Source organism: Cellulosimicrobium sp. 22598, assembly GCF_052044445.1.
GTDB lineage: Bacteria > Actinomycetota > Actinomycetes > Actinomycetales > Cellulomonadaceae > Cellulosimicrobium > Cellulosimicrobium cellulans_G.
In genome coordinates this window covers 37,586-61,592 of the sequence record NZ_JBQEMZ010000009.1, presented here as the reverse complement: position 1 = coordinate 61,592, position 24,007 = coordinate 37,586, and the positions used below count along the sequence as shown (strand labels likewise).

Genomic DNA, 24,007 nt, shown 5'->3' with positions numbered 1-24,007 from the left:
CTCTGCCCTGTGCGTGTACTGAAAAATGGACAGGCGCGGGTCTCCGCTGCAGCGATCCTTCAAAAAACCGCGCGCTGACCAGGGGCGACGCAGGATCGTGAGGTCAGGGCGAGGTCGGTCAGTCGTCCTCGAACACGGCCGAGGACCGACGTCGACGCGGTTGATCGTCGGCCGCAGCGAGGCGAGCACGGGAGTGCCGGGCCCTGGCCTGCTGCGCCTTCCACTCGGCACGGCGGGCATTGGACTTGCGGACGTTGCACGTCAGGTGCGCGGGCCGCAGGTTCGCCGGGTTCTCCGGGTCGCCGCCCTCCCACAGCTCGACCTTGTGGTCGAGGCTCGGGCCGAGCGGGTGCCCGCGGCGCAGGTCGAACAGGATGGCGCGGCTCGGGCCGTAGCAGTCCTCGACCTCGCAGTACGAGCCGGGTGGGCACAGCACCCGCACCAGCTCGCGCCACGCGTGCCCACCGCGTCCTCGCATGGTGCCTCCCGCCGCCGCCGGGCTCCCGCGCCGTCGGGGTCGCCGTGGTGTGTCGCGCGGTCCAGGGCGACGGCGGGAGGTGGAGTGGGGGGCCGGCGCACGTCGCGTGCGTTCGACGGCGCCGGCCAACCCGGGATGCTCCGGTCCCGGGTAGCACGAAGCCCCGGCCGCGGCAGTGGTGCGCGGTCGGGGCTTCCTTGGGCATGACGAACACGCCCGAACGGTGACAGCGTACTACGCCGGAGCGCGATCACGCGCGAGGTCGCGCACGTCGCCGAGCCGGTACAGCGCACGGTCGGCCGCGTCGTGGCCGCGGACCGGGAGCCGCTGTTCCTCGGCGGGTCGCTTCCGGTCCCGGGCGAGGACCTGGTTGATCGTGTTCCGCTTCACCTCGGGCACGAGGCGGCGCGCCTGGTCGATCGTGACGAGGAGGTCCGGGTCGGTATCCGGCAGTTCGCGCAGCCGTGCGCCCTGGTCCAGCGCGAGGTGCTCACCGCCGAGCCACGCCTTCCCGCAGCGGGAGCAGCGCGCGTCGTCGCCCAGGCCGGCCGCGACGTCCCAGTCGCGGACGACCGGGCCGCCGCAGTCCGGGCACGACCCGACGCGCTCGGGCGCGAGGCCGGCGAGGCGACGAACGACGGCACGCGTTGCCCGGAGCTCGTCGAGGTACACGCGCCACGCCGGGTGGTTCTGCGCAGCCCAGAGGGTGTGCGAGGCGAGGTAGGTGAGCGTGTCCCACGCGCCGTCCGGGTCGCCGCACCGGTCGACCCAGTCGTCGACCCACGCCTCGAGCAGGTCGAGCGCGCCGCCGCGCGTGCGGATCGACGACGGGCCCGGCACCGGGACGTCCTCGCGGTACGCCGCGTCCAGGCCGTGCGGCAGCCGGTCCGAGCTCGACGCCGAGGCCGTGCCCGTCAGGTCGTACCGGACGGCACGCAGCCCGACAGCGACCCGGGCGACGTCGGACATCTCGGCGAGGTAGGTGCCGATGTCGTCGAGCAGGCCGCGGGCGCGGTCGAGGCACCGGGCGCAGATCGTCAGGGCGGTCTCGAGCGGGCGGTCGCAGTCCTGGCACCCGGTCGTCGTCTCGGCGCAGGCGGTGCAGGCGAACACCGGGCGCCCGTCGTCGTGGGCCGTGGTCGCGGTCCAGGCGTGCGCGGTGCAGCTCGCGGGCGGGGCGGTCGTCATCATCGGGTCTCCTTGATCGCGCGCTTCCAGAGCTCGTGTCGCTTGCGGGCGCTGCCGCAGGGTCCGCAGACCTCCTCGATCCCCCAGGGCTGGTGCTGGTGGCAGAAAGGTGAGGGCTCGGGCTGCGTCGCGATGAGAGCGAGGGTCGAGGAGAGCGGGACCGGTGCGGCCGGGGCAGGTCGGGCGGGCGCCTCCTCCGCTCCCCTCCCCCTTCCTTCCTTCTCTCCTACTACTCCCTGGACCGAATGTCCGAGTTGGGGTGTTGGTGGTGGTTCCGGGTCGGTGGAAGGCCATCCCTCGAGGCGCAGCAGCAGGGCGTCGCGCGGGCCGTCGACGAGCGCCAGCCAGTGCGCGTCCGCGAGGACGACGAGGTCGTCCAGGACGTCGTCGTCGGTCACGCTCGACGTCGTCGGCCACACCGTCTCGCGCACCATCGTCGGGTCCGCCGGGCCCGTCCCCTGCCGGTCGACGTGGTGCTGCCACAGACCGAGCGCCGTCCGTCTCGTCCGCTCCGGGAGCGCCAGTAGCGTCGGGTCCGTGAGCAGCCGCGTCAGGCCGTCCATGGGCGGCTCGGCGGGCTTGGATTCGGTCACCATTCACCAGTCCTCGGAAGATCAGGTCCCGGACGGCCAACCACTGGTCCGGGTCGAAGCGGAAGCACTCGGTCCACCCGCGGCCGTGCGGCGGCAGGAGACCGAGCGACTCCTCGGCCGACGCGAACGCCGGCCGCACGAGCTCGGGGTGCGCGCGCAGCATCGTCAGCACCGCCCACTCGACGACGTCCTCGGTGTCCCACTCGAGGATCGCCACGCGCCCGCCCGTGCTCGTCAGGCCGGCGAGGCGGTGCCGCTTCCACGCTCGCCCGACCTTGACGACGCCGAGCTCGTCCCACACCACGACGTAGGTCATCGCGCGGGCCGGGATCGTGAGCTTCTGTCCACGACGCGGCCGCCGTACCGGGAGCGCGGCGGCTGTCACCGAACACCCCCGTTGCCGCGAGCGCCGCCCGCTACGATCCGCCCATGACGTGGAGTGCGCGGATCCGGGAACGAGTCCACACAGCGAGCCTGACGTTGGCGCAGGCAACCCAGGACCGCGGTCCGCTCCCCCGGGGCTGGTCTGTGGCTGGGCCACAGACCGTGGAGACGAGGTCTCCGAGGCGCCTGCCGAGCACCGACCACTTGCTGGGCTTGTGCAGAGCGCTCGACGAGTCCATGCTCACGGGGCTGAGCACGGTAAAGCTCGCCCAGGGTGCGAAGGGTCGCCCGCCGGAAGCTGTCGTCGGTGGGCTCACCAACGTCTCGGCGCCCGACCGTCAGTGGGTCGAGATCACCACGACCGCGGGGCAGGTCGACTACACCTACGTTGTAAGACTCACCACCAGAGGTGTCACCATCACGAACGGAAGCGCGGCGCAGGTTCAACCAGGAGATTCGCTCTTCTTGGTCGACCTCGTCATGTCCCAGACCGAGAAGCTCCGCCGGAAGGGGCGCTTCGACGAGCGCGTGGTGCTTGCCAACATCGACGGCGTCGAGCACTCCCGTCGGCAACATGAGACCGAGGTGGAGTCGCGGGCAGCGAAGAAGGGCGCCCTGTGGGGTGGTGCTATCGGCGCCGCGTGTGGCCTCGCAGTCAGCATCGTGTTGAACCTTCTCGGCCTCTCCTAGCCGCTGAGCCATCACCACCCCCACCACGAGCGAAGCGTGGATGCGATCAGGCGACCGAGTAGGGCGCCGAGGATGCTCGCCGGGAGCGAGACGCCCACCGCCCACCGGAACGCGATCGCGTTCGCGCGACGCTCTCGCGCCCGGAGTTCCTCGTCGCCTCGTCGAGACATGCGCTCTCTCACTGATCCGCCCCGGGCAGGGGCCACAGCACGGTGACCGGGTAGGTGAACGCCTCGGACGGCCAGGACTCGGAGAAGCCGGTCGTGAGCCAGGGGTACGGCCCGCCGGCGTTCTCGGCGACGTTGCCGGCGGCGTCGCGGATGACGGCGCGCGCCGGGAGCGCGTCGACGTCGGCAGGGGCGGTCAAGACCTGGACCTGCGGCGCGGCAGGTCCGGGTCCGGCGGCGGGCTCGAGGACCACGGCGGCCGCCTGCGCGATCGCGAACGCGCTGACGAGCGTCGGGCCGGTGATCGAGAAGGTCTCCGCGCCGGACGACGGGCGGGTGCCGACCTTGACGGCCGCGCCCGGGAACCCTTGACCGTCGGTGAACCCGACCCGCTCGCCGAGCGGGAGCGCGTCGAGCTCCGCGCGCGTCAGCGTGCGGCCGCTCACCGGGCACCTCCGGCCGCGAGCGCCTGGCGGTGGGTCCAGCCGCGGAGGGTGGCGATGGCGAGACGGAGGGCCTCGTCGGGGCCGGCGATGCCGTCATGCGCGCCGAGGTGGAGGGCCCAGGCGGCGCGGACGAGGATGTCGGTCTCGGTGATGTCGGGGTCGAGCGCGGCGTGGAGGTAGACGAGGCTCTCCATCTCGGCGAACGCGGCCTCGTAGCGGGCGGCCGCGCGGGTCTCGTCGAGGTCGTCGCGCATGCCGGCGACGTCGGCGCGGATCGCGTCGAGGTCGGCGCCGATGAGAAGGTGCAGGATCTGGACGTCGAGACCGTTGTCGTCGCACACGCAGTCGTTGAGGTACTGCCTGCAGCGGGCGCAGGTTTCGTCGTCGTCGTAGCAGCTCGGGCGGCCCGGCTGGCGGAGCAGTCGCGCGGGGTCGGGGACGGTCGCGCGGCGGTGCGCGGTCCTGGGCAGGGTGGCGGTCGTCATGGGTTCTCCTCGGGGTAGGGCGTGCCGAGCGCGGACGGGGTGAGCGGGATGAGGACGAGGCGGAGGCGGAGCGGTCCGTTCGGGTAGGTGCGCTTGAGCCAGGGGCCTTCGACGACGCCGTCGTGGTCGTCGACGAGCACGCCGGCGTCGACGAGGCCGTCGATCAGGGGCTTGATGGTCGGGTAGAGGTTCGGGGTGTCGCGGCGCCGGTTGTCGGGGAACCGGAACTCGGCCCACACGCGCACAGGTGTGCGGACCGGGTGCGGGAAGCGACGGTCACGACCGAGGACGGCGCCGAGCTGCCGCCACGGGACCGTGAGCCGCGAGAGGTGCCTCGTCTGCCCTCGCAGGTCGTTGACGTTGAGCGGCTTGCCCGGGAAGCGGGTGCCGGGGATCTCGAGCACGACGACGGTCACGCGGCCACCGCCTCGGGCTCGGCGTGGCACCCGCACGCGCACGCGACGAGCTCCTCCGCGACGAAGTCCCACGCCGTTCCGGCGCACGCGCGGTGCTTGCCCTGGGCGCAGTCCGGCGAGTACGGCATCGGCTGCAGCAGGTCGTCGACGGTCACGCGGCCTCACCCCACATCTGCTCGAGGTACTGCCGCTCGAAGTCCGCGAACGTCATGCGCCCGTGCTCGCGCCACCAGGCGATGAGCTCCTCGGACGCCCACCGCTCGGCGTGGTCACGACGGCCCTTGAACAGCGCGAACTCGTCGACGCCGGCGGCACGCCCCTCGCGGTTGAGCAACACGGTGTTGCACGCCTCGACGGCGGCCGCGTACTGCTGCTCGCGATAGAGCTCGTACTCGGCGCGCACCCGCTTCCACTGCTCGACCGCGGCGTCGAAGATCGCGCTCATGCCGTCTCGCCGGCGTGCGTCGCGCGGTGCTTCGCGAGGACCGCCGGCGTCACGTGCAGCACGCGACCCTTCGTCGCGTCGACGTAGTCCGCATGGTGCTCGACGAACCGCTTGCAGACGTGGCACCACAGGGCGACGGCGGTGCCCTCCTCGGCGCTCACGCTTCACCGTCCGCAGCGAGGGCGTAGTCGCCCTTCGTGGTGGCGACGATCCCCGCGACAGCGTGGAGCAGGTCGCCCGCGGCTCGCAGGACGGCGTCGAGGCCGACACCGGGCGTGCGCGCGGCGGCCTGGACGCCGTCGACGAGACCCGCCACGACGTCGGGCACCGCGAGCGCCGGCGGGGTAAGGACGGCGTGCGCGTCGATGCGCTGCGGGATCGTCCCGCCGGTCGTCAGAACGGCAGTGAAAGGCAGCCCGGCGCGGCGCTCGTCGAGCTCGCAGGCGTCGCACCAGTCTCGCGAGGACAGGCACCCGACCAGCTCGCCGCACTCGGCGCACGGGCGCTCGTCGGTCTCGGGGATGCTGTCGTCCGCGAGCGCCAAGGGCGTGGACTCGGGATCGGGACGGGTGAGGGCGAGGTCCGTCACGTCGGGCTCGACGGGCGCGCCGCCGTCGGCGCGCAGGTACGCGCCGAGGAGCCGCTGAGGGACGCGCCCGGTAGCCGGGCACGCGAGGCCGTGCTCGCGCGCCCACGCGCGCACCTGCTGCGTGGTGACGCCCGCGTCCGCGAGCCGCTGCGCCATGAGCTCGGCGGGGCTCGTGCCCGACATGGTCGCCGCGGTGCGCTCGTGCGCGGCCGGGCGTGCCGGGATGTCGTAGCGGGCCATGATGCGCTGGACGACGTGCTGGCCGATGTCGAGGCGCTCCGCGACCTGCGCCTGCGTGAGGCGCTCGTCGCCGGTGTAGAGGGCGCGGACGGCCTCGACGAGGGTCGGGTCGTAGTCCTTGGCGGAAGCGCCACTGTTCGTCTTGCGGTCGTCGCGGATCTCCACGCCGGGCGTGCCCTTGAGCACGCGGCGGACGGTCGATGTCGAGTGGCCGCGGCGCTTCGCGATCTCCGGGATCGAGTGACGGTCCTCGACGTACTCGCGCACGATCCCGGCCGCGTCGAGCGGCGGGTGCGCCCGCGCGGTGCGGGTGGCGGGCTTCGGGGTCGGGCGCGGGATGGGCTTCGGGGCCGGAGCCTCGACGACGGCGAGCGCCTGGTGCTCGTCGTCGCGAGGGCCGGGCTCCGGCGCCGGCTCGGCACCGGGCGAGACGTCCGGCTCTACGTCGGGCGCAGCGGCCTGCTCGACGACCGGCTCAGGCTCAAGGACGGGCGTCGTGTACTTCGCCTCGGCGAGCGCCGACGTGGCCACGGCCGCGGCCTGCGCCTGGGAGGCGATCGCGTCCTTCTCCGACGTCGCGAGCCCGGCGAACGGGGACCGGGCAAGCTGTCGCCCGCGCTTCGCCTCCCTGCGGGCGCGCACGACGTCGCGGTCCTCGCGCTCCTCCATCGGGAGGCCGTGCGCGACGTCGCCGACGACGCCGCCGGCGACGGTGTTGCCGTGGGTGCGCATCACGCGACCTTCCCGAGCTTCGCGGCGAGGTAGTCGGCCTCGAGCTCGGCGCGGCGCGCGTCGACGTACTTGTCCGCGGCTTGCACGACGGCGACCGGGAGGCGCTCGGGCATCGTGATCGACCCGCGGTGGCCGTGCGCGATCGCGTCGAGCGCGGCGTCGACGGCGGCGTGCTCGAACGGGGAGCCGTGCCAGGCGCCGCCCGCCGTCGCGCCGCACGCGCACGTCCAGGTCCAGCCCTCCCCCGACTCGGTCAGCACGACCGCGACGTCGCAGACGGGCACCTCGGCGCCGCGGTGGCGGGCCCGGTGCAGGCGCGCCTCGTGCTCCTCGATCCACGACTTGGCCGTTGGGCCGCACACCCAGGGGCAGTGCTCGCAGCGCGCGAGCCACATGCCCTTGCGGTTCGCAGGGTCGAGCGGCTCGACGACGACGCGCGGGCGGCCGATCCTCACGAGATCAGCCACGGCGCACCTCCTCGACGGCGTCGAGACCGAGCACGGCGTCGCGGAGCGCGTCACCCAGCCGGTAGCCCTCCGACGTCTCCGCTACGACGGTCTGCATCTGCTCCCAGTGCTCGACGAGCTCGCGCGCGGCCGCGACGACGGGGCGCGCGGCGCGCAGCTCGGCGAGGTACGCCTCGACGTGCGCCATGGCGCGCTCGGCGCGGCTCGCGGCTGCGTCGGCGTCGTGCCGCGCACCGGCGAGCAGCGCCTTGAGCGACCCGACGACGGCGTCGTGCGCGGCCTGTACCTGGTAGGCGACGCCGGGCGGCACCAGCTCGAGGCCGGGCAGCAGATCCGACGTCGGCGCGGACGCGGTCGGGTCGAACCCGCAGGGGCACGCCCCCGAGCGCGCGGTGCAGCCGGAGACGGGGCACCATGCGCCCTCGGGGGTCTTGTGCTGAGGGATCTCGACGAGCGCCGGCGTCGGCGCGGTCTGGTCGGTCGTCTCGCTCATCGCGAGGTCCTCTCTGCGTAGGGCTGGTGGGTGATCGCGGGGACGGGCGCCGGGTAGCAGTGCCCGCACGTGCGCTTGGGGTGTCGGACGCCGTGCTCGTCGGGGCCGTGCACGCCGGCGCGGTGGTCGCCGTGGCATCCCCCGCACGTGCCCGCCGACGTGAGGCGGAGGTCGTGTGTCTCGCACCGGCCGCGCGGGACGTCGACGAGCAAGCCCGCCGCACGCACCCGGGCGAGGTTGTCCCTGTGCTCGTCGATCCCGCGGGTGCGCGTCACGTCCGCTCCTCGTGCGTCGCGTCGGCGACGGCCATGAGGCCGTCACGGTGACGCTCGAACCGCAGCACGGTCGCGGGCGTGGCGGGCGGGATCGGGAGTGCGAGGAGCCGGTCAGCACGGCGGCCGACACGCGACGGGACCGGAGGGCTGGCCGCGTACCCGCCGCGGGACGGGGCGACCCACCGGGTCCCCGGCGAGCGCGCGGCGCGCAGCTCGCGGGCGACCGCCCGCTCACCGCGACGCACCTGCCGGCGGGCCCACACTCGACGGCGGCGCGCCCGGTGGGACGCGCGGGCCTCGGCGAACACCGCGGCAGCGATGCCCGACGCGTAGGCCACGAGGACGATCACGGCGCCCGCGACGATCGACGCGGCGAAGATCCACAGGAGCCACAGGAACTCGTTCTGCACGGTCTCGGTCCTTCCTGGGGTGCACGAAGCCACGCGGCCGGAGCGCCGCGAGGGTGAAGCCGGGGTGGGGTCAGGCGGTGCGCGCGGCACGGGCCGCGGCGGCGCGGCGCTCACGACCAGCGCGGATCTTGTCCTCGAGCTGCTTGAGCGTGAGGTGGTGGGACGGGTGCCACGCGAGGCGAGCGGCCTCCTCGACCGTGCGGGCGTCCTGCGCCTTGCACGACGCGGCGAGGATCGCGCCCGCGCGTCGGAACGCCTCCCGCCGCCTGCGCTCCTGGTCCGCGAGCGCCAACGCGGCCGGGACGGTCACGCCGACACCGCGAGGTCGGGAGCGGGCTGGTCGTCCGAGACGATCTCGAACGCCTCACCGAGGCCAAGACCGAACGCGCGGCAGAAGAGCGCGATGAACGTCGCGGACGGCTGCGCGCCGTCGTCGACGCGACGGAGCGTCGTGCGGTCGACCCCGACGAGTCGGGCCTGCGCCTCCTCGGACGGAAGGCTCCTCGCCTCCCGGAGCCTCTTCGCGAGCCCGGGCCGGAGCCGGAGCCGAACCTCGTTCATGACTACCTCCGTTGCAGTCTGTCCGGTTGGTGCTGCAACTATGCATCATGATGGGGACAGAATGCAACACATGGGCGCGATTGCCCGCCCTGTCTCGGATGAACCTGCGCGTTCCCCTTGACGGGTGATGCAAAAGTGCATCACTGTTGGCCCATGAGCGCAGCCACCGACCGCCTTGAGCAGTTCTTCGATCGCATCTCGCGAAACTCGTCCCGCCGCGCGATCGCCGACGCTGCGGGCCTCGATCCGAGCACGCTCACGCGCCAGCTCTCGCGTGGGCGCGTGCCCGTCCAGACCGTCGTCGCGGTCTGCCGCGCCTACGACGCTGACCTCGTCGCGGGCTTCCTCGCGGCCGGCTACGTCTCAGAAGCCGAGGCCGAGCGGATGTCGTCCGGTGGTTCGCTCGAGGCAGCAACGGACGAGCAGCTCGTGAACGAGATCCTCCGGCGCCTGCAAGCCGGGTCTGCTAGCGCCGCGCTGACCGAGCCGATCCCCAGCCCGCAGGAGGACGTCGGCCACGCTGAGGTCGTCGACTTCCGTGAGCGCCGGCCCGAGCTGCCGTCCCACGTGCCCACGCACGTCGCGGCCCTGTACTCCGATGTGTCGCACCACGACGCCGACGTCGAACGAGAGGAACTGCCGTAGATCATGAAGCACTTGCTGGGGGTGGCCGAGGAGCGGGGGCTGTGGGTCGAGTGGGACCCGCGCCTCGGCGAGAACTTGTGGGGGTACACCGACGTCCCCGCGCGAACGGTCGTGCTGAACTCGCACATGTCGGTCACGCGGCAGAAGTATGCGCTCGCGCACGAGCTCGGCCACGCATGGCACAACCACACGTGGACCGGGCGGCCCCACGAGGACGCCGTCGCCGAGCGACTCGCCGACGAGTACGCGGCGCACCTCCTGATCGACCCGGCCGCGTTCGTGCGCGCAGAGCAGCTCGTCGGCCCGCACGCCGGCGCGATCGCGCTCGAGCTCGACACCGTTGCCGAGGTCGTCACGATCTGGCAGCGCCTCCTGCGGAAGGTTCCCCGCGTGGGGTATGCGACGCCCCTGCGCGCGCCGGGGCGGATCGCGTGAGGCCGAACCTCCGAATCGTCGGCGAGCGCCCGCTGCGCGCCGTCCTGTACCTGCGGCAGTCGAAGACCCGCGAGGACTCGATCAGCATCGAGCTGCAAGAGGCGTCGTGCCGTGAGTACGCCGCGCGCATGGGCTACGACGTCGTCGACGTGCTCTCTGACCCGGGGATCTCCGGGCGCACGTGGGACCGGCCCGCGGTACAGCGCAGCCTCGCGATGATCGAGGCCCGCGACGCCGACGTCATCATCGTGTGGAAGTGGTCCCGGCTCGCCCGCAACCGCCGCGATTGGGCCGTCGCTGTCGACAAGATCGAGGGCGCCGGCGGGCGGCTCGAGTCCTCGACCGAGGCCGTCGACACGACGACGAGCACGGGCCGCTTCACGCGCGGCATGCTCGCGGAGCTCGCGGCGTTCGAGTCTGACAGGATCGGCGACATGTGGCGCGAGACTCACACCCGCCGGCGCAAGCTCGGCCTCCCGCACTCCGGGTCACCCCGCATGGGCTACACCTACGACCCCGAGAGCAAGACCTACTCCCCCGACCCCGAGACCGCCGACGTCGTGCGCGAGCTCTACCGGCGCTACACGGCCGGCGACGGGCTGCAAACGCTCTCGACGTGGCTGCGGGACATCGGCATCGAGTCACCCCGCTCCAAGACGCTGTGGACCCACCGCGGCGTCGCATCGTTCATGGACGGCGGGTTCCCCGCCGGCTACCTGCGGATCCATGACCCGGCGTGCCCCGAGCGGCACCCGTCGGGAAAGAGCTGCGGCCGGTGGGCGTTCGTCGAGGGAACGCACGAGGCGCTCATCGATGAGACGACCTGGGAGGCGTACCGCGCCGCACGCGCGAAGCGCACCGTGCTGCCCCGCCGCCTCGTCGCGCCCGCGAGCGCCATGTCCGGGCTCGGGGTCTGCGGCACGTGCGGGCAGCACATGTCACTCCACCGGGGACAGAAGACGATCCACCGCATCCGGTGCGCCAACCGGCAGTGCACCGGCCCCGCGATGATCCGCTACGACGCGTTCGAGGAGGCGGTCCTCGCGTGGCTGCCGACCGTCGCGCAGGGCGTCGACGAGGAGGCCGGAGCAGCCGAGGGCGCGAACGCCGCGCAGTCCGTCGAGCGCGACCGGTTGCGTCGCCAGCTCGACGAGACCGAGCGCGCGCTACAGCGCCTCACGGTCGACCTCGCGCGCGGGCTCGTGCCGGCGTCCGCCTACGAAGGCGCGCGCGACGAACTCGACAGCGAGCGCCAGGCGCTCGAGGCGAAGCTGCGCGCGTTCGAGCGGCGCACCGCGACGCCGGCGCACGCCGAGGCCGCGGCCCTACTCCTCGAGCGGTGGGACGAGCTGCCGCCCGCCGAGGTGTCGAGCATGCTCCGCGAGCTCGTCGTCGTGCGCGTCACGCGACGAACCGATGACCAGCCCGCGACCGCGACCCCGCGCGGCACGTGGGAGACCGACACCGCCTAACCTGCTACTGTCCCGTTCACGAACCATCGCCGTGGCGATGGTGAGCAAGTGGGCTCGTCCTCCCTCGATGACGGTCGCGCGCGGCTGCCAGGACGGCCGCGGCACGCCGGCCATCCCATCACACGCCACCGACAGGACGGCTCCCTCTCCTCACGCGGGCGGCGTGGTCTCGCTCACGCTCACGAGGGCGACGCGGGCGGGCCGGAACGCGCCGGCGAGCACCGCGGAGACCGCGGCGAGCACGGCGAGGACGACGAACCCGACCCGGAGGTGGTGGGCGGTCGCGAAGACGCCCGTGAGCACGCCGCCGAGCACCGCGCCCGCGTAGGTGAAGACGTTGAGGCGCGCGACCGCACGGTCCGTGACCGTCGCGACGATCCCGGCGGGAGGTTCGACCGGCGCCACGCCCGCGTCCACGTCGACGAGCACGTCCTCGACGACCCGGTCCGGGGCGACCGCGTCCTCGACGTGCCCGCCCGGGGTCGCGGGCCCGGTGCTCACCGAGCCCACCGCCACCGCCTCGCGGGCCCGGTCCCCGATCGCCGAGAAGGCGAGCGGCGCGACGACGCCGAGCCCGAGCCCGGTCGCCGCCAGCCCGAGCACCGCGACCGGCCAGGCGGGGGCCGCGGCGACCGCGACGAACCCGAGGGCGCCGAGCGTGCCGCCCAGGCGCACGACCCGCACCCGGCCGAGACGCTCGACGAGACCGTCGCCGACGAGCCGCGACACGATGAGGGCTGCCTGGTACGCCGCGTACCCCAGCGGGGCGGCGGCGCCGCTCGCCGCGAGGACGTCGCGCAGGAACGTCGCGCTCCAGCTCGACACGGCCGAGTCGGCGACGGGGAACGCGAGCATCCCCGCGCCGAGCAGCGCGATCGTGCCCGCCGCGACCCACGGCACGGTCCCGAGCGCTCGCGCGCCGCGACCGTCGCCCGCCACTCCGACAGCTGCCGGGCCTGCCTCGGTCGGCCGCTCGGTGGCCGGAGTCCCGCCCGGGGGAACGGCACCCGGGACGGTGGCGCCGCCGTCGGGCAGCCGCAGCGCGAGCCAGCCGGCGCCCACGGCGACGAGCAGCGCCACGAGCGGGAGCGCGACCGGCTGACCGAGCCCGACGAGCGCGCTGCCCGAGACGGCGAGCGCACCCAGCACGCCCCCGGCGGCGTTGGCCGCGTAGAACGAGGCGAGCAGGCTGCGACCGTGCCCGCGCTCGACGTCGATCCCGAGCATGTTCATCGCGGCGTCGACGGCGCCGAGCGCGAGCCCGTAGAGCCCGATCGCCCCGAAGAAGAGGAGCCACGACGGCGCGGTCCCGATGCCCGCGACCGCGACCGCGGCGAGCAGCAGACCCCCCACGACCACGGCCCGCGCGCCGCGCCGCGCCGCCACGACGCCGGAGAGCGCGCTGCCCAGCCCGGCGAGGACGCACACGCCCAGCACGACGAGCGTGACGACGTCGTCGCCCATGCCGAGCCGTTCCTTGTACCCGGGGATGCTCGTGAGCACCACCGCGAACCCGAAGCCCTGCACGGCGTACGCCGCCGTCGTCGCGATGCGCGCCCTCGTCACCCGCGCAGACTAGCGCCTGCAGGCAAGCCCGGGAACGACGCAGGGCGCGGCCGCGGGACTGCCCACGGCCGCGCCCTGGGGCGTGCTCAGGCGGTAGCGCGCTCCGCCGCGTCGACGACGTTCGCGAGGAGCATCGCGCGCGTCATGGGCCCGACCCCGCCGGGGTTCGGCGAGATCCAGCCCGCGACCTCGGCGACGTCGGGCGCGGCGTCCCCGACGACCCGGCTCTTGCCGGTCTCCGGGTCGACCTCGCGCGAGACGCCGACGTCGATGACGACGGCGCCCGGCTTGACCATGTCGCGCGTGATGATGCCCCGGACGCCCGCCGCCGCGACGACGACGTCGGCGCGGCGCACGAGCTCGGCAAGGTCCGTCGTCCCGGTGTGCGTGAGCGTCACGGTCGCGTTGACGGCCCGGCGCGTGAGCAGCAGGCCGATCGACCGGCCGACGGTCACGCCGCGGCCCACGACCACGACCTCCTTGCCCGCGAGGGAGATCCCGTGCCGCTCGATGAGCTCGATGATCCCGCGCGGCGTGCACGGCAGCGGCGAGGTCACCTCCTCGTTGACGCGCAGCACGAGGCGCCCGAGGTTCGTCGGGTGCAGCCCGTCGGCGTCCTTGGCCGGGTCGATGAGCTCGAGCACGCGGTTGGTGTCGATGCCCTTCGGGAGCGGGAGCTGCACGATGTACCCCGTGCAGGCCGGGTCCTCGTTGAGGCGGCGGACCGCGGCCTCGATCTCCTCCTGCGTCGCGTCGCCGGGCAGGTCCTCGCGGATCGAGGACAGCCCGACCTCGGCGCAGTCGCGGTGCTTGCCCGCGACGTACCACTGCGAGCCCGGGTCGTCGCCCACCAGGAGCGTGCCCAGGCCGGGCACGACGCCCTTCCCGGCGAGGACCTCGAGGCGGTCCTTGAGCTCGGCCTTGATGGTGGCGGCGGTCGCCTTGCCGTCGAGGATCTGCGCGGTCACTGGTGGAGGCCCGGGTACAGCGGGAAGTCGGCCGTGAGCTTCTGCACGCGGGCGCGCAGCGCGTCGGCGTCGGTCGCGGCGCCCTCGCGCAGCGCGGTCGCGATGATCTCGGCGACCTCGGTGAACTCGGCGTCGCCGAAGCCGCGGGTCGCGAGCGCGGGCGTGCCGATGCGCAGGCCGGACGTGACGCGCGGGGGGCGCGGGTCGAACGGCACGGCGTTGCGGTTCACGGTGATGCCGACCTCGTGCAGGAGGTCCTCGGCCTGCTGGCCGTCGAGCGCGGAGTGGCGCAGGTCGACGAGCACGAGGTGGACGTCGGTGCCGCCCGTGAGGACGGAGACGCCGGCCTGGGCCACGTCGGCCTGGGCGAGGCGGTCGGCGATGATGCTCGCGCCGCGCAGCGTGCGCTCCTGGCGGTCGCGGAAGTCGTCCGAGCCCGCGATCTTGAACGAGACGGCCTTGGCGGCGACGACGTGCATGAGCGGGCCGCCCTGCTGGCCCGGGAAGACGGCGGAGTCGATCTTCTTGGCGTACTCCTCCTTGCTCAGGATGAAGCCGGAACGGGGGCCGCCGATCGTCTTGTGCACCGTGGAGGAGACGACGTCCGCGTAGGGCACCGGGGACGGGTGCAGGCCCGCGGCGACGAGGCCCGCGAAGTGCGCCATGTCCACCCAGAGCTTCGCGCCGACCTCGTCCGCGATCTCGCGGAACGCGGCGAAGTCGAGGTGGCGCGGGTAGGCGGACCAGCCGCCGATGATGACGTCGGGGCGCGACTCGAGGGCCTGCTTGCGCACCTCGTCCATCTCGACGCGGTACGACTGCGGGTCCACGCCGTACGCCGCGACGTCGTACAGCTTGCCGGAGAAGTTGATCTTCATGCCGTGCGTGAGGTGGCCGCCGTGCGCGAGCTCGAGGCCGAGGATCTTGTCGCCCTTGTTGATGAGCGCGTGGAGCACGGCCGCGTTCGCCGTGGCGCCCGAGTGCGGCTGGACGTTGGCGTGCTCGGCGCCGAACAGCTCCTTGGCGCGTGCGATCGCGAGGTTCTCCGCGATGTCGACCTGCTCGCAGCCACCGTAGTAGCGGCGGCCCGGGTAGCCCTCGGCGTACTTGTTGGTGAGCACGGAACCCTGCGCCTGCAGGACGGCGCGCGGGACGAAGTTCTCGGACGCGATCATCTCGAGGGTGTCGCGCTGGCGCGCGAGCTCCCCGTCGAGGACGGCCGCGATCTCGGGGTCGAGCTCGGCGAGCGGGGTGTCGAGGACGTTGTCGGCTGGCTGGGCGCTCATGGCGTCTCCTCCGCGGGTGCTTGGCAGTGTGTCGTCGGTGGTCACGTTCCCGGCTCGCCGGGTACGCCCCACCAGGGGGTGACCCGGGGCCCAGGCGAACGACCCGTCGTCTGCACAGCGTGTCGCTCCCCGGTGGTGATCCACCCTGCCCGGGCGAGTTCCACCGGGCGGCGCCAGTCGCGACGCGTCGATCCTAACCCACGTGCCGGGCGGCCGAGGGGGACGACGGCGCGCCGTCGGGCACGACACCCGACGGCGGGCCGCCCGTCCCCGTCAGCGCAGGGACGCCCGGCGCTTGCTCACGAGGTCGAACGCGACCGCCGCGAGCAGTACCAGGCCCTTGATCGCCTGCTGCCACGCCGCGTCGACCGCCATGATCGACAGGCCCATGTTGAGCACGCCCATGATGAGTGCGCCGATCATGGCCCCCGAGATGCGGCCGATCCCGCCCGTCACGGCGGTGCCGCCGATGAAGCACGCCGCGATGGCGTCGAGCTCGTAGTTGACGCCCGCCGCCGCCACGCCTGCCCCGGCGCGGGAGGTCGTGATGACGGCGGCGACCGCCGCGAGCACGCCCATGTTGACGAAGATGCCGAAGTCGACCCGGCGCGCGCTGACCCCCGACAGGACGGCCGCGTGCCGGTTCCCGCCGATCGCGTAGACGTGCCGCCCGAACACGCTGCGGTTCAGGACGAACGAGTAGGCGATGATGAGCGCCCCCACGATGAGCAGCACGATCGGCGTGCCACCCGCGCTCAGGGCGAGCCAGTACGTGACCACGCCGATGAGCAGGGCCGCGACGACGATCTTGACGACGAACGCCGCCATCGGCTCGACCGACAGCCCGTGCTTGCGGAGCGACGTCCGCGAGCGCCACTGCGCGACCGCGAACGCGAGGATGCCGAGCACGCCGATGCCGAGCGTGACGACGTCGAGGTCACCGACGAAGCCGAACCAGTTGGGCACGGAGCCGTTGCTGATCTCCTTGAACCCCTCGGGCAGGCCGGCGACCGTGGTCCCGACGAGGACGATCGCGAGGCCGCGGAAGACGAGCATGCCGGCGAGGGTCACGATGAACGCCGGGATCCCGACGTACGCGACCCAGAAGCCCTGCCAGACGCCGACGAGCGCACCGACGACGAGCGACAGCGCGACCGCGACCAGCCACGGCAGGTCCCACTGGGTCATCATGATCGCGCACAGGCCGCCGACGAACGCCACGACCGACCCGACGGACAGGTCGATGTGGCCGGCCACGATCACCATGACCATGCCGATGGCGAGCACCATGACGTAGGCGTTCTGCTGCACGAGGCTCGCGACGTTGTTCGGGTAGAGCAGGCGCCCGTCGGTGAGCACCTGGAAGAGCAGGACGATGACGAGCAGCGCCGCGACGATGCCGTACTGGCGGACGTTGCGGCCGAGGTACTCCCTGACGGCGTTCATCGGTCGATGACTCCCTTGTCCATGGTCATGTAGTGCATGAGGGTCTCCTGGGTCGCCTCGGCGCGGGAGACCTCGCCCGTGATCCGCCCCTGGCTCATCGCGTAGATGCGGTCGCAGATCCCGAGGAGCTCGGGCAGCTCGGAGGAGATCACGAGGACGGCCTTGCCCGCGTCGGCGAGCGCGTTGACGATCGAGTAGATCTCGTACTTCGCCCCGACGTCGATGCCGCGCGTGGGCTCGTCGAGGATGAGCACGTCGGGGTCCGCGAAGACCCACTTGCCGAGCACGACCTTCTGCTGGTTGCCGCCCGAGAGCTTGCCCGCGAGCGACTCGACCGTGGGCGCCTTGATCCGGAAGTCGCGGCGGTAGCGCTCCGCGACCGTCGCCTCCTCCTCACGCTGGACGAACCCCCAGCGGGCGACCTTGCCGAGCGCGGACGCCGAGATGTTCTCGCGGATCGTCTGGATGAGGTTCAGCCCGTAGCGCTTGCGGTCCTCCGTCGCGTAGGCGAGCCCGTGCGAGATCGCCTCGGCGACAGTCCGCGTGCGGACAGGGACGCCGTCCTTGTAGACCTGCCCGGAGATCCGCGTCCCGTACGCGTGCCCGAACACGCTCATGGCCAGCTCGGTGCGCCCGGCACCCATGAGACCGGCGAGCCCGACGATCTCACCGGCGTGCACAGTGAGGTTCGCGTGGTCGACGACGACGCGCTCGGTGTCGACGGGGTGGTGGGCCGTCCAGTCCTCGATGCGCAGCACCTCGCGCCCGACGGACGGCTCCCGTGCGGGGAACCGGCTCTCGAGCTCGCGACCGACCATGCCGCGGATGATGCGCTCCTCGCTCACGGGCTCCTCGCCGCGGAGGTCGAGCGTCTCGATCGTGCGGCCGTCGCGCAGGATCGTGACGCGGTCCGCGATGGCGGCGATCTCGTTGAGCTTGTGCGAGATGATGATCGAGGTGATCCCCGCCTCGCGGAACTGGTCGATGAGACCGAGCAGGTGGGCGCTGTCCTCGTCGTTCAGGGCTGCCGTCGGCTCGTCGAGGATGAGCAGGTCGACGCGCTTCGACAGCGCCTTCGCGATCTCGACGAGCTGCTGCTTGCCGACGCCGAGGTCCATCGCGAGCGTCGAGGGGTTCTCGTGCAGTCCGACGCGTTCGAGGAGCTGCGAGGCCTCCGCCGCGGTGCGGTTCCAGTCGACGACGCCCCCGCTCGCCTTCTCGTTGCCGAGGAAGATGTTCTCGGCGACCGACAGGAACGGGACGAGCGCCAGCTCCTGGTGGATGATGACGATCCCGCGCGCCTCGCTGTCGCGGATCCCCCGGAACTCGCACGGCTCGCCGTCGAGCACGATGTCGCCCGTGTACGAGCCGTGCGGGTACACGCCCGACAGGACCTTCATGAGGGTCGACTTTCCCGCCCCGTTCTCCCCGCAGATCGCGTGCACCTCGCCGCGACGCACCTCGAGCGTCACGTCCTGCAACGCCTTGACCCCGGGGAACTCCTTGCTGATCGCGTGCATCTCGAGGATGTTCCTCGTCTCGAGCACGTTCTCGAGAACCATCCCTGCTCCTGTCTCGTCACGGGCGCGCCGCGACGCGTCGTGCGGATCGTCCGGCCGCCCCGCGGGCTCGCGGGGCGGCCGGGCGGGTCGGGGCGGCCTGCGCCGCCCCGACCGGGTCACAGACCGAGCTGCTCGGCCGTGTAGAAGCCCGAGTCGACGAGCTTCTGCTGGACCGTGTCGGCCGTGACGACCTCCGGCGGGAGCAGGTACGAGGGGACGACCTTGACCCCGTTGTCGTAGGTCTCGGTGTCGTTGACCTCGACCTCGGCCCCGTCGACGATCTGCTCGACCATGGTCGCGACCTGGTCGCCGAGCGTGCGGGTGTCCTTCCAGACGGTCATCGACTGCGTGCCCGCGAGCATGTTCTTCACGTTGGCCTCGTCGGCGTCCTGGCCGGTGACGATCGGCCAGTCGGCCGACGTGTACGCCGCGCCCTCGAGCGCCTGCTCGATGCCGAGCGCGAGCGAGTCGTTCGGCGACAGGACCACGTCGACCTTCTTGTCCGTGTAGAACGAGTTGAGCCGGTTCTCCATCTCCGACTGCGCCTTCGCGGACTCCCAGCCCTGGATGCCGATCGACGCCCAGTCGTCGACCGTGGCGGGCGCCTTGCCGGAGGGGACGACGAGCTGGCCGGACTCGATGTACGGGCTCAGCACGTCCCACGCGCCCTTGAAGAAGAACTTCGCGTTGTTGTCGTCGGGCGAGCCCGCGAACGGCTCGAGGTTGAACGGGCCCGCGCCGTCGGCGAGCCCGAGCTGCTCCACGATGAACTCGCCCTGGAGCGTTCCGACGAGCTCGTTGTCGAACGTCGCGTAGTAGTCGACGTGCTCGGAGCCGTTGATCAGGCGGTCGTAGGCGATGACGGGGACGTCGTTCTCCGCCGCCTGGTCGAGGACCGGGCCCAGCGCGGTCCCGTCGATGGAGGCGATGACGAGGACGTCAGCGCCCTGGTTGATCATGTTCTGGAGCTGCGTGATCTGCTGGTCGACCTTGTTGTCCGCGTACTGCAGGGTCGTCTCGAAGCCGGCCTCCTGGAGCAGCTCCTCCAGGTGTGCGCCGTCGTTGTTCCAGCGCTCGAGGCTGCGCGTCGGCATCGCGATGCCGACGAGCGTGTCGCCCGAGTCCGCGGCCTCCGAGGCGCCGTCACCCGAGTCGCTCGCCCGCTCCGCGCTGCACGCGGCGAGCGAACCGACCAGGAGTGCGGTCCCCGCGAAGGCGGTGACCTTGCTGCGCCATGACGTCATCGTCGTCTCCCTCTCGTCGTCGAAAGGCCGTACCCCCGAGGTCGGGTGGCACGGCGCTCCGCCGGGCGGTCGTCCGTCGTCGGACGGGAACGCTCCCACGGGCTGGGAGGGACCGTAGCCGCGCTTGAGTTCGCCGGTCAAGCGCACGAGAGACCCCGCAATCATTTTGTGTTCGAGCATCGAAGCCATGAGGATCCGCGCTGCGGCCGACCTCCGCGGCGCCGCACCGTGTAGCCTGCGCGTGTGAACAGCGACCGGTCCACCCCCGGGTCGCAGGCGTCCCTCCGAGAGGCGAACCGACTTCGCATCGTCGACGCGGTGAGGCGCTTCGGGGGTCTCACCCAGGTCGAGCTCGCCGAGGCGACGGGGCTGTCGACAGCGACCGTCTCGACGATCGTCAAGGAGCTCACCGGCGCGGGCGTCGTCGACACCCGCCCGGCGTCCCGGTCCGGGCGGCGTGCGCAGATGGTGACGCTCGCGCGCCGGCTCGGCGTCGTCGCGGCGATCCAGTTCGGGCGCCGCCGCCTCACGGTGGCGATCGCCGACCCGACGCGCGAGATCCTCGCCGAGCAGCACATGCCCCTGCCCGTCGACCACCGCCTCGACACCGGGCTGGACCGGGCCGCCCTGCTCGTCGTCGAGATGCTGGACCGCGTCGGTGCGGCGCCGGACGAGCTGCTCACCGTCGGCGTCGCCCTGCCGGCGCCGGTCGACGAGGACACCGGCATGATCTCCGTGCGCGGGGTGATGCGCGGGTGGGACGACGTCCACGTCGGACAGGTGCTCGCCAAGCGGCTCGCACGGCCCGTCAAGGTCGACAACGACGCGAACCTCGCGGCGCTCGCCGAGCACGAGCTCGGCGCGACGCGCGCGTACCGGGACTCGATCTTCGTGCGCGCCTCCTACGGCACCGGCGCCGGCATCGTGCTCGGGGGCCGAGTCCATCGAGGCTACGCCGGGACGGCGGGCGAGATCGGTCACATGCAGGTCGACCCGGCCGGCCCGATCTGCCGCTGCGGGAACCGCGGGTGCCTCGAGACCGTCGTGGGGTCCGACGCGCTGCTCGCCCTCGTCCGGACGAGCCACGGGGACCTCACCCTGCACGACCTCGTCCAGGGCGCGCTCGACGGCGATCCGGGGTGCCGCCGCGTCGTCGCCGACGCGGGGGACCGGATCGGGTCCGTGGTGGCCGGTCTGGCGACCGCGCTGAACCCGCAGGCGGTCGTCGTCGGGGGCGAGCTCGCCGAGACCGGCGAGGTCCTGCTGGCCCCGTTCCGCGAGTCGATGCGCCGCCACCTCGTCCCGAACACCATCGCCCCCGTCGAGGTCCTCGCGTCGGACCTCGGCTCTCGCGCCGAGGTCCTCGGCGCGCTCTCCCTCGCGCTCGCCGCGACCGACCTGGCCACCGACGGCCCGGTGGTCGCCCCCTCCCCCACCGAAGGTGACCCGACGTGACCACCCGCCCTGCTGTCCCGGCGCTCGCCCTGCACGGGATCGACAAGTCGTTCGGCGCCGTCCAGGCCCTCACCGGCGTCGAGCTCGAGGTCCACCGCCACGAGGTCGTCGCTCTGGTGGGCGACAACGGTGCCGGCAAGTCCACGCTCGCCAAGATCGTCGCGGGCGTGCTGACGCCCGACGCCGGCTTCATCGAGTCCGACGGCGTCCCGGTCGTCATCCCGACCCCGGCCGCCGCCCACGCGCTCGGGATCGCGACCGTCTTCCAGGACCTGGCCCTGTGCGACAACCTCGACGTCGTGTCGAACCTCTACCTCGGCCGCGAGCTGCGCCGGGGGCGGGGCCTCGACGAGGCGACCATGGAGGGGACCGCGCGGCGCGTGCTGGCCGACCTCAACGCGCGCGTGCCGTCGGTACGGGTGCCGGTCTCGTCGCTCTCGGGCGGCCAGCGCCAGAGCGTCGCGATCGCCCGCACCCTCCTGGGCTCCCCCCGCATCGTCGTGCTCGACGAACCGACCGCGGCGCTGTCCGTCGCGCAGTCCGCCGAGGTGCTCACGCACATCCTGCGGCTGCGGGACATGGGCCATGCCGTCATCCTCATCAGCCACAACATGACCGACGTCCGCGCGGTGGCGGACCGGGTCGAGGTGCTGCGGCACGGCCGGAACAACGGGAGCTTCTCCGGCCCCGACGCCAGCTACGAGGAGATCATCGCGGCGATCACCGGCGCCTCGACCCTCACGTCCCCGCGCCACGACCCGTCGGTCTCGGCCACGCAGGACCCACGGCGCGGGTGAGGGCGCCCGGGACTACTCGTGCCCGACGGCGTCCGACTCGTTGCGCGCCTCGGCCTCGCCCAGGATGCGGCGCAGGTAGGTGTAGGTGAGGTCGCCGGCCGCCTTGTCGTACTGCTCCTCGTACCCGTGCTTGGTGTACATCGCGAGGTTCTGCTTGGAGTCCTTGCCCGTGAAGACCCAGATCTCCGAGGTCTGCTCCGGGAGATAGGGCAGCACCTCGAAGAGCATCTGCGTCCCGATGCCCCGGCCCTGCATGTCCGGCGCGACCGCGAGCCGCCCGAGCGTCGCCTTGCTGTCCTCGATCTCGACCCGGACCGAGCCGACCAGGCGCGGGCCGAGCCACGCGCCGATCGTCACGACGTCCTCGCGCGCGAGGTCCTCGCGCAGCTCGTGGAGGGTCTGGGTCAGCGGGGGGATGTTGGGGTCCTGGTAGAGCTGCGCCTCGGTGACGAACGCCGCCCGCCGCAGGGTCAGGAGCTCACCGGCCTCGGCGTCGTCGACGAGGCGGGTCGTGATCTGCGCGTCGTTCATGAAGACATCGTGTCAGACATCGCGCGGCGCGACCGCGCGTGTCCGGGTGATGTCGGGCTGCCGGACGGCGGTCCCGGCACCGCCGGGACGCGGCTACCCTCTGAGGGGTGTCCACGACAGATCCCCGTGGCGCCGACGTCCCCGACACCTCGGCGCTCCGCACCGCGCAGACCCCGATCGGCGACCCCACGCACTGGGTCCTCACGCTCTCGTGCCCGGACGGGCCGGGGATCGTGCACGCCGTCGCCGGTGCCCTCGCGCGGCTCGGCGGCAACATCACGGAGTCGCAGCAGTTCGGCGACCCGCTCTCGGGGCTGTTCTTCATGCGCGTGCAGGTCACCGCGGCCGCGGAGCGCGCCGAGCTGGAGCGGGCGGTCGAGGAGGTCGCGGCCCGGTTCGCCATGACGTGGCAGCTCGACGTCGTCGGGCGACGGGTCCGCACGCTGCTCATGGTCTCCAAGGCCCCGCACTGCCTCGTCGACCTGCTGTACCGCGAGCGCTCCCAGGGCATGCCGATCGAGGTCGTGGGCGTCGTCGGCAACCACCGTGACCTCGAGGACATCGCGACGTTCTACGGCAAGCCGTTCCACCACGTCCCCGTGACGAGGGACACCAAGGCCGACGCCGAGGCGCGCCTGCGCGAGCTCGTGCGGGACCTCGACGTCGAGCTCGTCGTCCTCGCGCGCTACATGCAGATCCTCTCGGACGACCTGTGCCGCGAGATGCCCGGCCGCATCATCAACATCCACCACTCGTTCCTGCCGAGCTTCAAGGGCGCGCGGCCCTACGCCCAGGCGCACGACCGCGGCGTCAAGCTCATCGGCGCGACGTCGCACTACGTGACCGGCGACCTCGACGAGGGCCCGATCATCGAGCAGGACGTGGAGCGCGTGGACCACTCGCGCCGCGTCGAGGACCTGGTCGCGATCGGCGAGGACGTCGAGCGCCAGACGCTCGCGCGCGCCGTGCGCTGGCATGCCGAGCACCGCGTGCTGCTCGACGGGCACCGCACGGTCGTCTTCCGCTGATGCCCTGACGGCGGCCGCACGCGGCCGCCGTCAGAGCGGCAGCTTGAACCCTTCGTGGGACTGCTCGTAGCCGAGCGACCGGTAGAAGCGGTGGGCGTCGTCGCGCTGCTTGTCGGACGTGAGCTGCGCGAGGGCGCAGCCGCGGTCCCGCCCCCACGCGTGGGCCCACGCCATCATGGCCCGCCCGACGCCCTGGCCCCGCAGCCGGCGGTCCACGCGCACCGCCTCGACCAGCAGCCGGGAGGCTCCGTGGCGGGAGATGCCCGGGACCACGGTGAGCTGCATGGTGCCCACGACCTCGCCGTCGCGCTCCACGACGACCAGGGCGTTGTTCGGGTCCGCGTCGATCGCGGCGAACGCCGCCTCGTGCTCCGGGCCGACGTCGCCGGTGCGGTCGCGTGCGATCGCGTCGTCGGCGATGAGCTCGACCACGCGAGGCAGGTCGGCGGCGACGGCCGTGCGGAACACGAGCCCCGCCGTCGGGCGGACGGCGGGCCGGGGCGAGGTGGTCAC

30 protein-coding genes and 1 riboswitch are annotated in these 24,007 nt (G+C 72.8%); of the genes, 7 read left to right on the top strand and 23 right to left on the bottom strand.

What is annotated here, in order from left to right:
• Nucleotides 1–118: 118 nt before the first annotated feature.
• The 3 genes from ACTJIY_RS11360 to ACTJIY_RS11350 all read right to left on the bottom strand — a co-directional run bounded on the left by ACTJIY_RS11360 (nt 119) and on the right by ACTJIY_RS11350 (nt 2,262).
• Nucleotides 119–478 (bottom strand): hypothetical protein, encoded by a 360-nt coding sequence (locus ACTJIY_RS11360; protein WP_440674416.1) that lies wholly within the window; start codon nt 476–478, stop codon nt 119–121.
• 234 nt (nt 479–712) lie between these two features.
• Nucleotides 713–1,669: a hypothetical protein gene (locus ACTJIY_RS11355; RefSeq protein WP_440674415.1), complete on the bottom strand. Its 957-nt coding sequence runs from the start codon at nt 1,667–1,669 to the stop codon at nt 713–715.
• Nucleotides 1,666–2,262, bottom strand: a complete 597-nt coding sequence (locus tag ACTJIY_RS11350; protein ID WP_440674414.1) for a hypothetical protein — start codon at nt 2,260–2,262, stop codon at nt 1,666–1,668. The genes ACTJIY_RS11355 and ACTJIY_RS11350 overlap by 4 nt, the downstream gene beginning before the upstream one ends.
• A 426-nt stretch (nt 2,263–2,688) precedes the next feature.
• On the opposite strand from ACTJIY_RS11350, the gene ACTJIY_RS11345 reads away from it, so the two are divergent.
• The gene (locus ACTJIY_RS11345; RefSeq protein WP_440674413.1) at nt 2,689–3,333 is read left to right on the top strand and encodes a hypothetical protein; all 645 of its coding nucleotides are present in this window, start codon (nt 2,689–2,691) and stop codon (nt 3,331–3,333) included.
• Nucleotides 3,334–3,511: 178 nt separating this feature from the next.
• Here ACTJIY_RS11345 and ACTJIY_RS11340 read toward each other — a convergent pair whose 3' ends face one another.
• The 12 genes from ACTJIY_RS11340 to ACTJIY_RS11285 all read right to left on the bottom strand — a co-directional run bounded on the left by ACTJIY_RS11340 (nt 3,512) and on the right by ACTJIY_RS11285 (nt 9,059).
• Nucleotides 3,512–3,946 (bottom strand): hypothetical protein, encoded by a 435-nt coding sequence (locus tag ACTJIY_RS11340; protein WP_440674412.1) that lies wholly within the window; start codon nt 3,944–3,946, stop codon nt 3,512–3,514.
• Complete coding sequence (locus ACTJIY_RS11335; protein WP_440674411.1) at nt 3,943–4,431, bottom strand: hypothetical protein; 489 nt, start codon at nt 4,429–4,431, stop codon at nt 3,943–3,945. The genes ACTJIY_RS11340 and ACTJIY_RS11335 overlap by 4 nt, the downstream gene beginning before the upstream one ends.
• Entirely contained in the window at nt 4,428–4,847 is a 420-nt protein-coding gene (locus tag ACTJIY_RS11330) for a hypothetical protein (protein WP_440674410.1), read from the bottom strand. Before ACTJIY_RS11330 ends, ACTJIY_RS11335 begins: the two co-directional genes overlap by 4 nt.
• On the bottom strand, nt 4,844–5,002 hold the full coding sequence (locus tag ACTJIY_RS11325; protein ID WP_440674409.1) for a hypothetical protein: 159 nt from the start codon (nt 5,000–5,002) through the stop codon (nt 4,844–4,846). The genes ACTJIY_RS11330 and ACTJIY_RS11325 overlap by 4 nt, the downstream gene beginning before the upstream one ends.
• Nucleotides 4,999–5,292, bottom strand: coding sequence for a hypothetical protein (locus ACTJIY_RS11320; protein WP_440674408.1), 294 nt, complete (start codon nt 5,290–5,292; stop codon nt 4,999–5,001). Before ACTJIY_RS11320 ends, ACTJIY_RS11325 begins: the two co-directional genes overlap by 4 nt.
• Nucleotides 5,289–5,453 carry a hypothetical protein gene (locus ACTJIY_RS11315; protein WP_440674407.1) on the bottom strand — a complete coding sequence of 55 codons (165 nt, stop codon included), beginning with the start codon at nt 5,451–5,453 and terminating at the stop codon, nt 5,289–5,291. The genes ACTJIY_RS11320 and ACTJIY_RS11315 overlap by 4 nt, the downstream gene beginning before the upstream one ends.
• Nucleotides 5,450–6,853 carry an Lsr2 family DNA-binding protein gene (locus ACTJIY_RS11310; RefSeq protein WP_440674406.1) on the bottom strand — a complete coding sequence of 468 codons (1,404 nt, stop codon included), beginning with the start codon at nt 6,851–6,853 and terminating at the stop codon, nt 5,450–5,452. The genes ACTJIY_RS11315 and ACTJIY_RS11310 overlap by 4 nt, the downstream gene beginning before the upstream one ends.
• The gene (locus ACTJIY_RS11305; RefSeq protein ID WP_440674405.1) at nt 6,853–7,320 is read right to left on the bottom strand and encodes a hypothetical protein; all 468 of its coding nucleotides are present in this window, start codon (nt 7,318–7,320) and stop codon (nt 6,853–6,855) included. The genes ACTJIY_RS11310 and ACTJIY_RS11305 overlap by 1 nt, the downstream gene beginning before the upstream one ends.
• On the bottom strand, nt 7,313–7,813 hold the full coding sequence (locus ACTJIY_RS11300) for a hypothetical protein (protein ID WP_440674404.1): 501 nt from the start codon (nt 7,811–7,813) through the stop codon (nt 7,313–7,315). Before ACTJIY_RS11300 ends, ACTJIY_RS11305 begins: the two co-directional genes overlap by 8 nt.
• A gap of 271 nt (nt 7,814–8,084) precedes the next feature.
• Nucleotides 8,085–8,498 (bottom strand): hypothetical protein, encoded by a 414-nt coding sequence (locus tag ACTJIY_RS11295; protein WP_440674403.1) that lies wholly within the window; start codon nt 8,496–8,498, stop codon nt 8,085–8,087.
• A 70-nt stretch (nt 8,499–8,568) separates the two neighbouring features.
• Nucleotides 8,569–8,808, bottom strand: coding sequence for a hypothetical protein (locus ACTJIY_RS11290; protein WP_440674402.1), 240 nt, complete (start codon nt 8,806–8,808; stop codon nt 8,569–8,571).
• Nucleotides 8,805–9,059, bottom strand: a complete 255-nt coding sequence (locus tag ACTJIY_RS11285) for a helix-turn-helix domain-containing protein (RefSeq protein WP_440674401.1) — start codon at nt 9,057–9,059, stop codon at nt 8,805–8,807. The genes ACTJIY_RS11290 and ACTJIY_RS11285 overlap by 4 nt, the downstream gene beginning before the upstream one ends.
• A 153-nt stretch (nt 9,060–9,212) precedes the next feature.
• Here ACTJIY_RS11285 and ACTJIY_RS11280 point away from each other — a divergent pair, with 153 nt between their 5' ends.
• From ACTJIY_RS11280 to ACTJIY_RS11270, 3 genes are read left to right on the top strand one after another with little or no spacing between them, the layout of a single operon-like run.
• Nucleotides 9,213–9,704: a hypothetical protein gene (locus ACTJIY_RS11280; protein ID WP_440674399.1), complete on the top strand. Its 492-nt coding sequence runs from the start codon at nt 9,213–9,215 to the stop codon at nt 9,702–9,704.
• Nucleotides 9,705–9,707: 3 nt separating this feature from the next.
• Complete coding sequence (locus ACTJIY_RS11275; RefSeq protein WP_440674398.1) at nt 9,708–10,139, top strand: ImmA/IrrE family metallo-endopeptidase; 432 nt, start codon at nt 9,708–9,710, stop codon at nt 10,137–10,139.
• A complete protein-coding gene (locus ACTJIY_RS11270; protein ID WP_440674397.1) occupies nt 10,136–11,611 on the top strand; it encodes a recombinase family protein in 1,476 nt (491 codons plus the stop codon). Before ACTJIY_RS11275 ends, ACTJIY_RS11270 begins: the two co-directional genes overlap by 4 nt.
• A 150-nt stretch (nt 11,612–11,761) precedes the next feature.
• On the opposite strand, the gene ACTJIY_RS11265 is transcribed toward ACTJIY_RS11270, so the two are convergent.
• From ACTJIY_RS11265 to chvE, 6 genes are all read right to left on the bottom strand, one after another.
• A complete protein-coding gene (locus ACTJIY_RS11265) occupies nt 11,762–13,177 on the bottom strand; it encodes an MFS transporter (RefSeq protein WP_440674396.1) in 1,416 nt (471 codons plus the stop codon).
• Nucleotides 13,178–13,263: 86 nt separating this feature from the next.
• Nucleotides 13,264–14,145, bottom strand: coding sequence for a bifunctional methylenetetrahydrofolate dehydrogenase/methenyltetrahydrofolate cyclohydrolase (locus ACTJIY_RS11260; protein WP_440674395.1), 882 nt, complete (start codon nt 14,143–14,145; stop codon nt 13,264–13,266).
• A complete protein-coding gene (gene glyA, locus ACTJIY_RS11255) occupies nt 14,142–15,431 on the bottom strand; it encodes a serine hydroxymethyltransferase (protein ID WP_440674394.1) in 1,290 nt (429 codons plus the stop codon). Before glyA ends, ACTJIY_RS11260 begins: the two co-directional genes overlap by 4 nt.
• Nucleotides 15,432–15,512: 81 nt before the next feature.
• Nucleotides 15,513–15,622: riboswitch (ZMP/ZTP riboswitch) on the bottom strand.
• Nucleotides 15,623–15,704: 82 nt separating this feature from the next.
• Complete coding sequence (gene mmsB, locus ACTJIY_RS11250) at nt 15,705–16,877, bottom strand: multiple monosaccharide ABC transporter permease (protein WP_253050910.1); 1,173 nt, start codon at nt 16,875–16,877, stop codon at nt 15,705–15,707.
• Complete coding sequence (gene mmsA, locus ACTJIY_RS11245) at nt 16,874–18,439, bottom strand: multiple monosaccharide ABC transporter ATP-binding protein (RefSeq protein WP_253050909.1); 1,566 nt, start codon at nt 18,437–18,439, stop codon at nt 16,874–16,876. Before mmsA ends, mmsB begins: the two co-directional genes overlap by 4 nt.
• 116 nt (nt 18,440–18,555) lie before the next feature.
• Nucleotides 18,556–19,683 carry a multiple monosaccharide ABC transporter substrate-binding protein gene (chvE, locus tag ACTJIY_RS11240; protein ID WP_253050908.1) on the bottom strand — a complete coding sequence of 376 codons (1,128 nt, stop codon included), beginning with the start codon at nt 19,681–19,683 and terminating at the stop codon, nt 18,556–18,558.
• 243 nt (nt 19,684–19,926) lie between these two features.
• Between chvE and ACTJIY_RS11235 the strand changes: the two genes are divergently transcribed.
• Both ACTJIY_RS11235 and ACTJIY_RS11230 read left to right on the top strand, forming a co-directional pair.
• Complete coding sequence (locus tag ACTJIY_RS11235; protein ID WP_440674393.1) at nt 19,927–21,138, top strand: ROK family transcriptional regulator; 1,212 nt, start codon at nt 19,927–19,929, stop codon at nt 21,136–21,138.
• Nucleotides 21,135–21,935 (top strand): ATP-binding cassette domain-containing protein, encoded by an 801-nt coding sequence (locus ACTJIY_RS11230; RefSeq protein ID WP_440674392.1) that lies wholly within the window; start codon nt 21,135–21,137, stop codon nt 21,933–21,935. Before ACTJIY_RS11235 ends, ACTJIY_RS11230 begins: the two co-directional genes overlap by 4 nt.
• A gap of 12 nt (nt 21,936–21,947) precedes the next feature.
• On the opposite strand, the gene ACTJIY_RS11225 is transcribed toward ACTJIY_RS11230, so the two are convergent.
• Entirely contained in the window at nt 21,948–22,466 is a 519-nt protein-coding gene (locus ACTJIY_RS11225; protein ID WP_253050905.1) for a GNAT family N-acetyltransferase, read from the bottom strand.
• A 176-nt stretch (nt 22,467–22,642) separates the two neighbouring features.
• Between ACTJIY_RS11225 and purU the strand changes: the two genes are divergently transcribed.
• Nucleotides 22,643–23,494, top strand: a complete 852-nt coding sequence (gene purU / locus ACTJIY_RS11220) for a formyltetrahydrofolate deformylase (protein WP_253051428.1) — start codon at nt 22,643–22,645, stop codon at nt 23,492–23,494.
• A 30-nt stretch (nt 23,495–23,524) separates the two neighbouring features.
• Here purU and ACTJIY_RS11215 read toward each other — a convergent pair whose 3' ends face one another.
• Nucleotides 23,525–24,007 carry an N-acetyltransferase family protein gene (locus ACTJIY_RS11215; protein ID WP_440674391.1) on the bottom strand — a complete coding sequence of 161 codons (483 nt, stop codon included), beginning with the start codon at nt 24,005–24,007 and terminating at the stop codon, nt 23,525–23,527.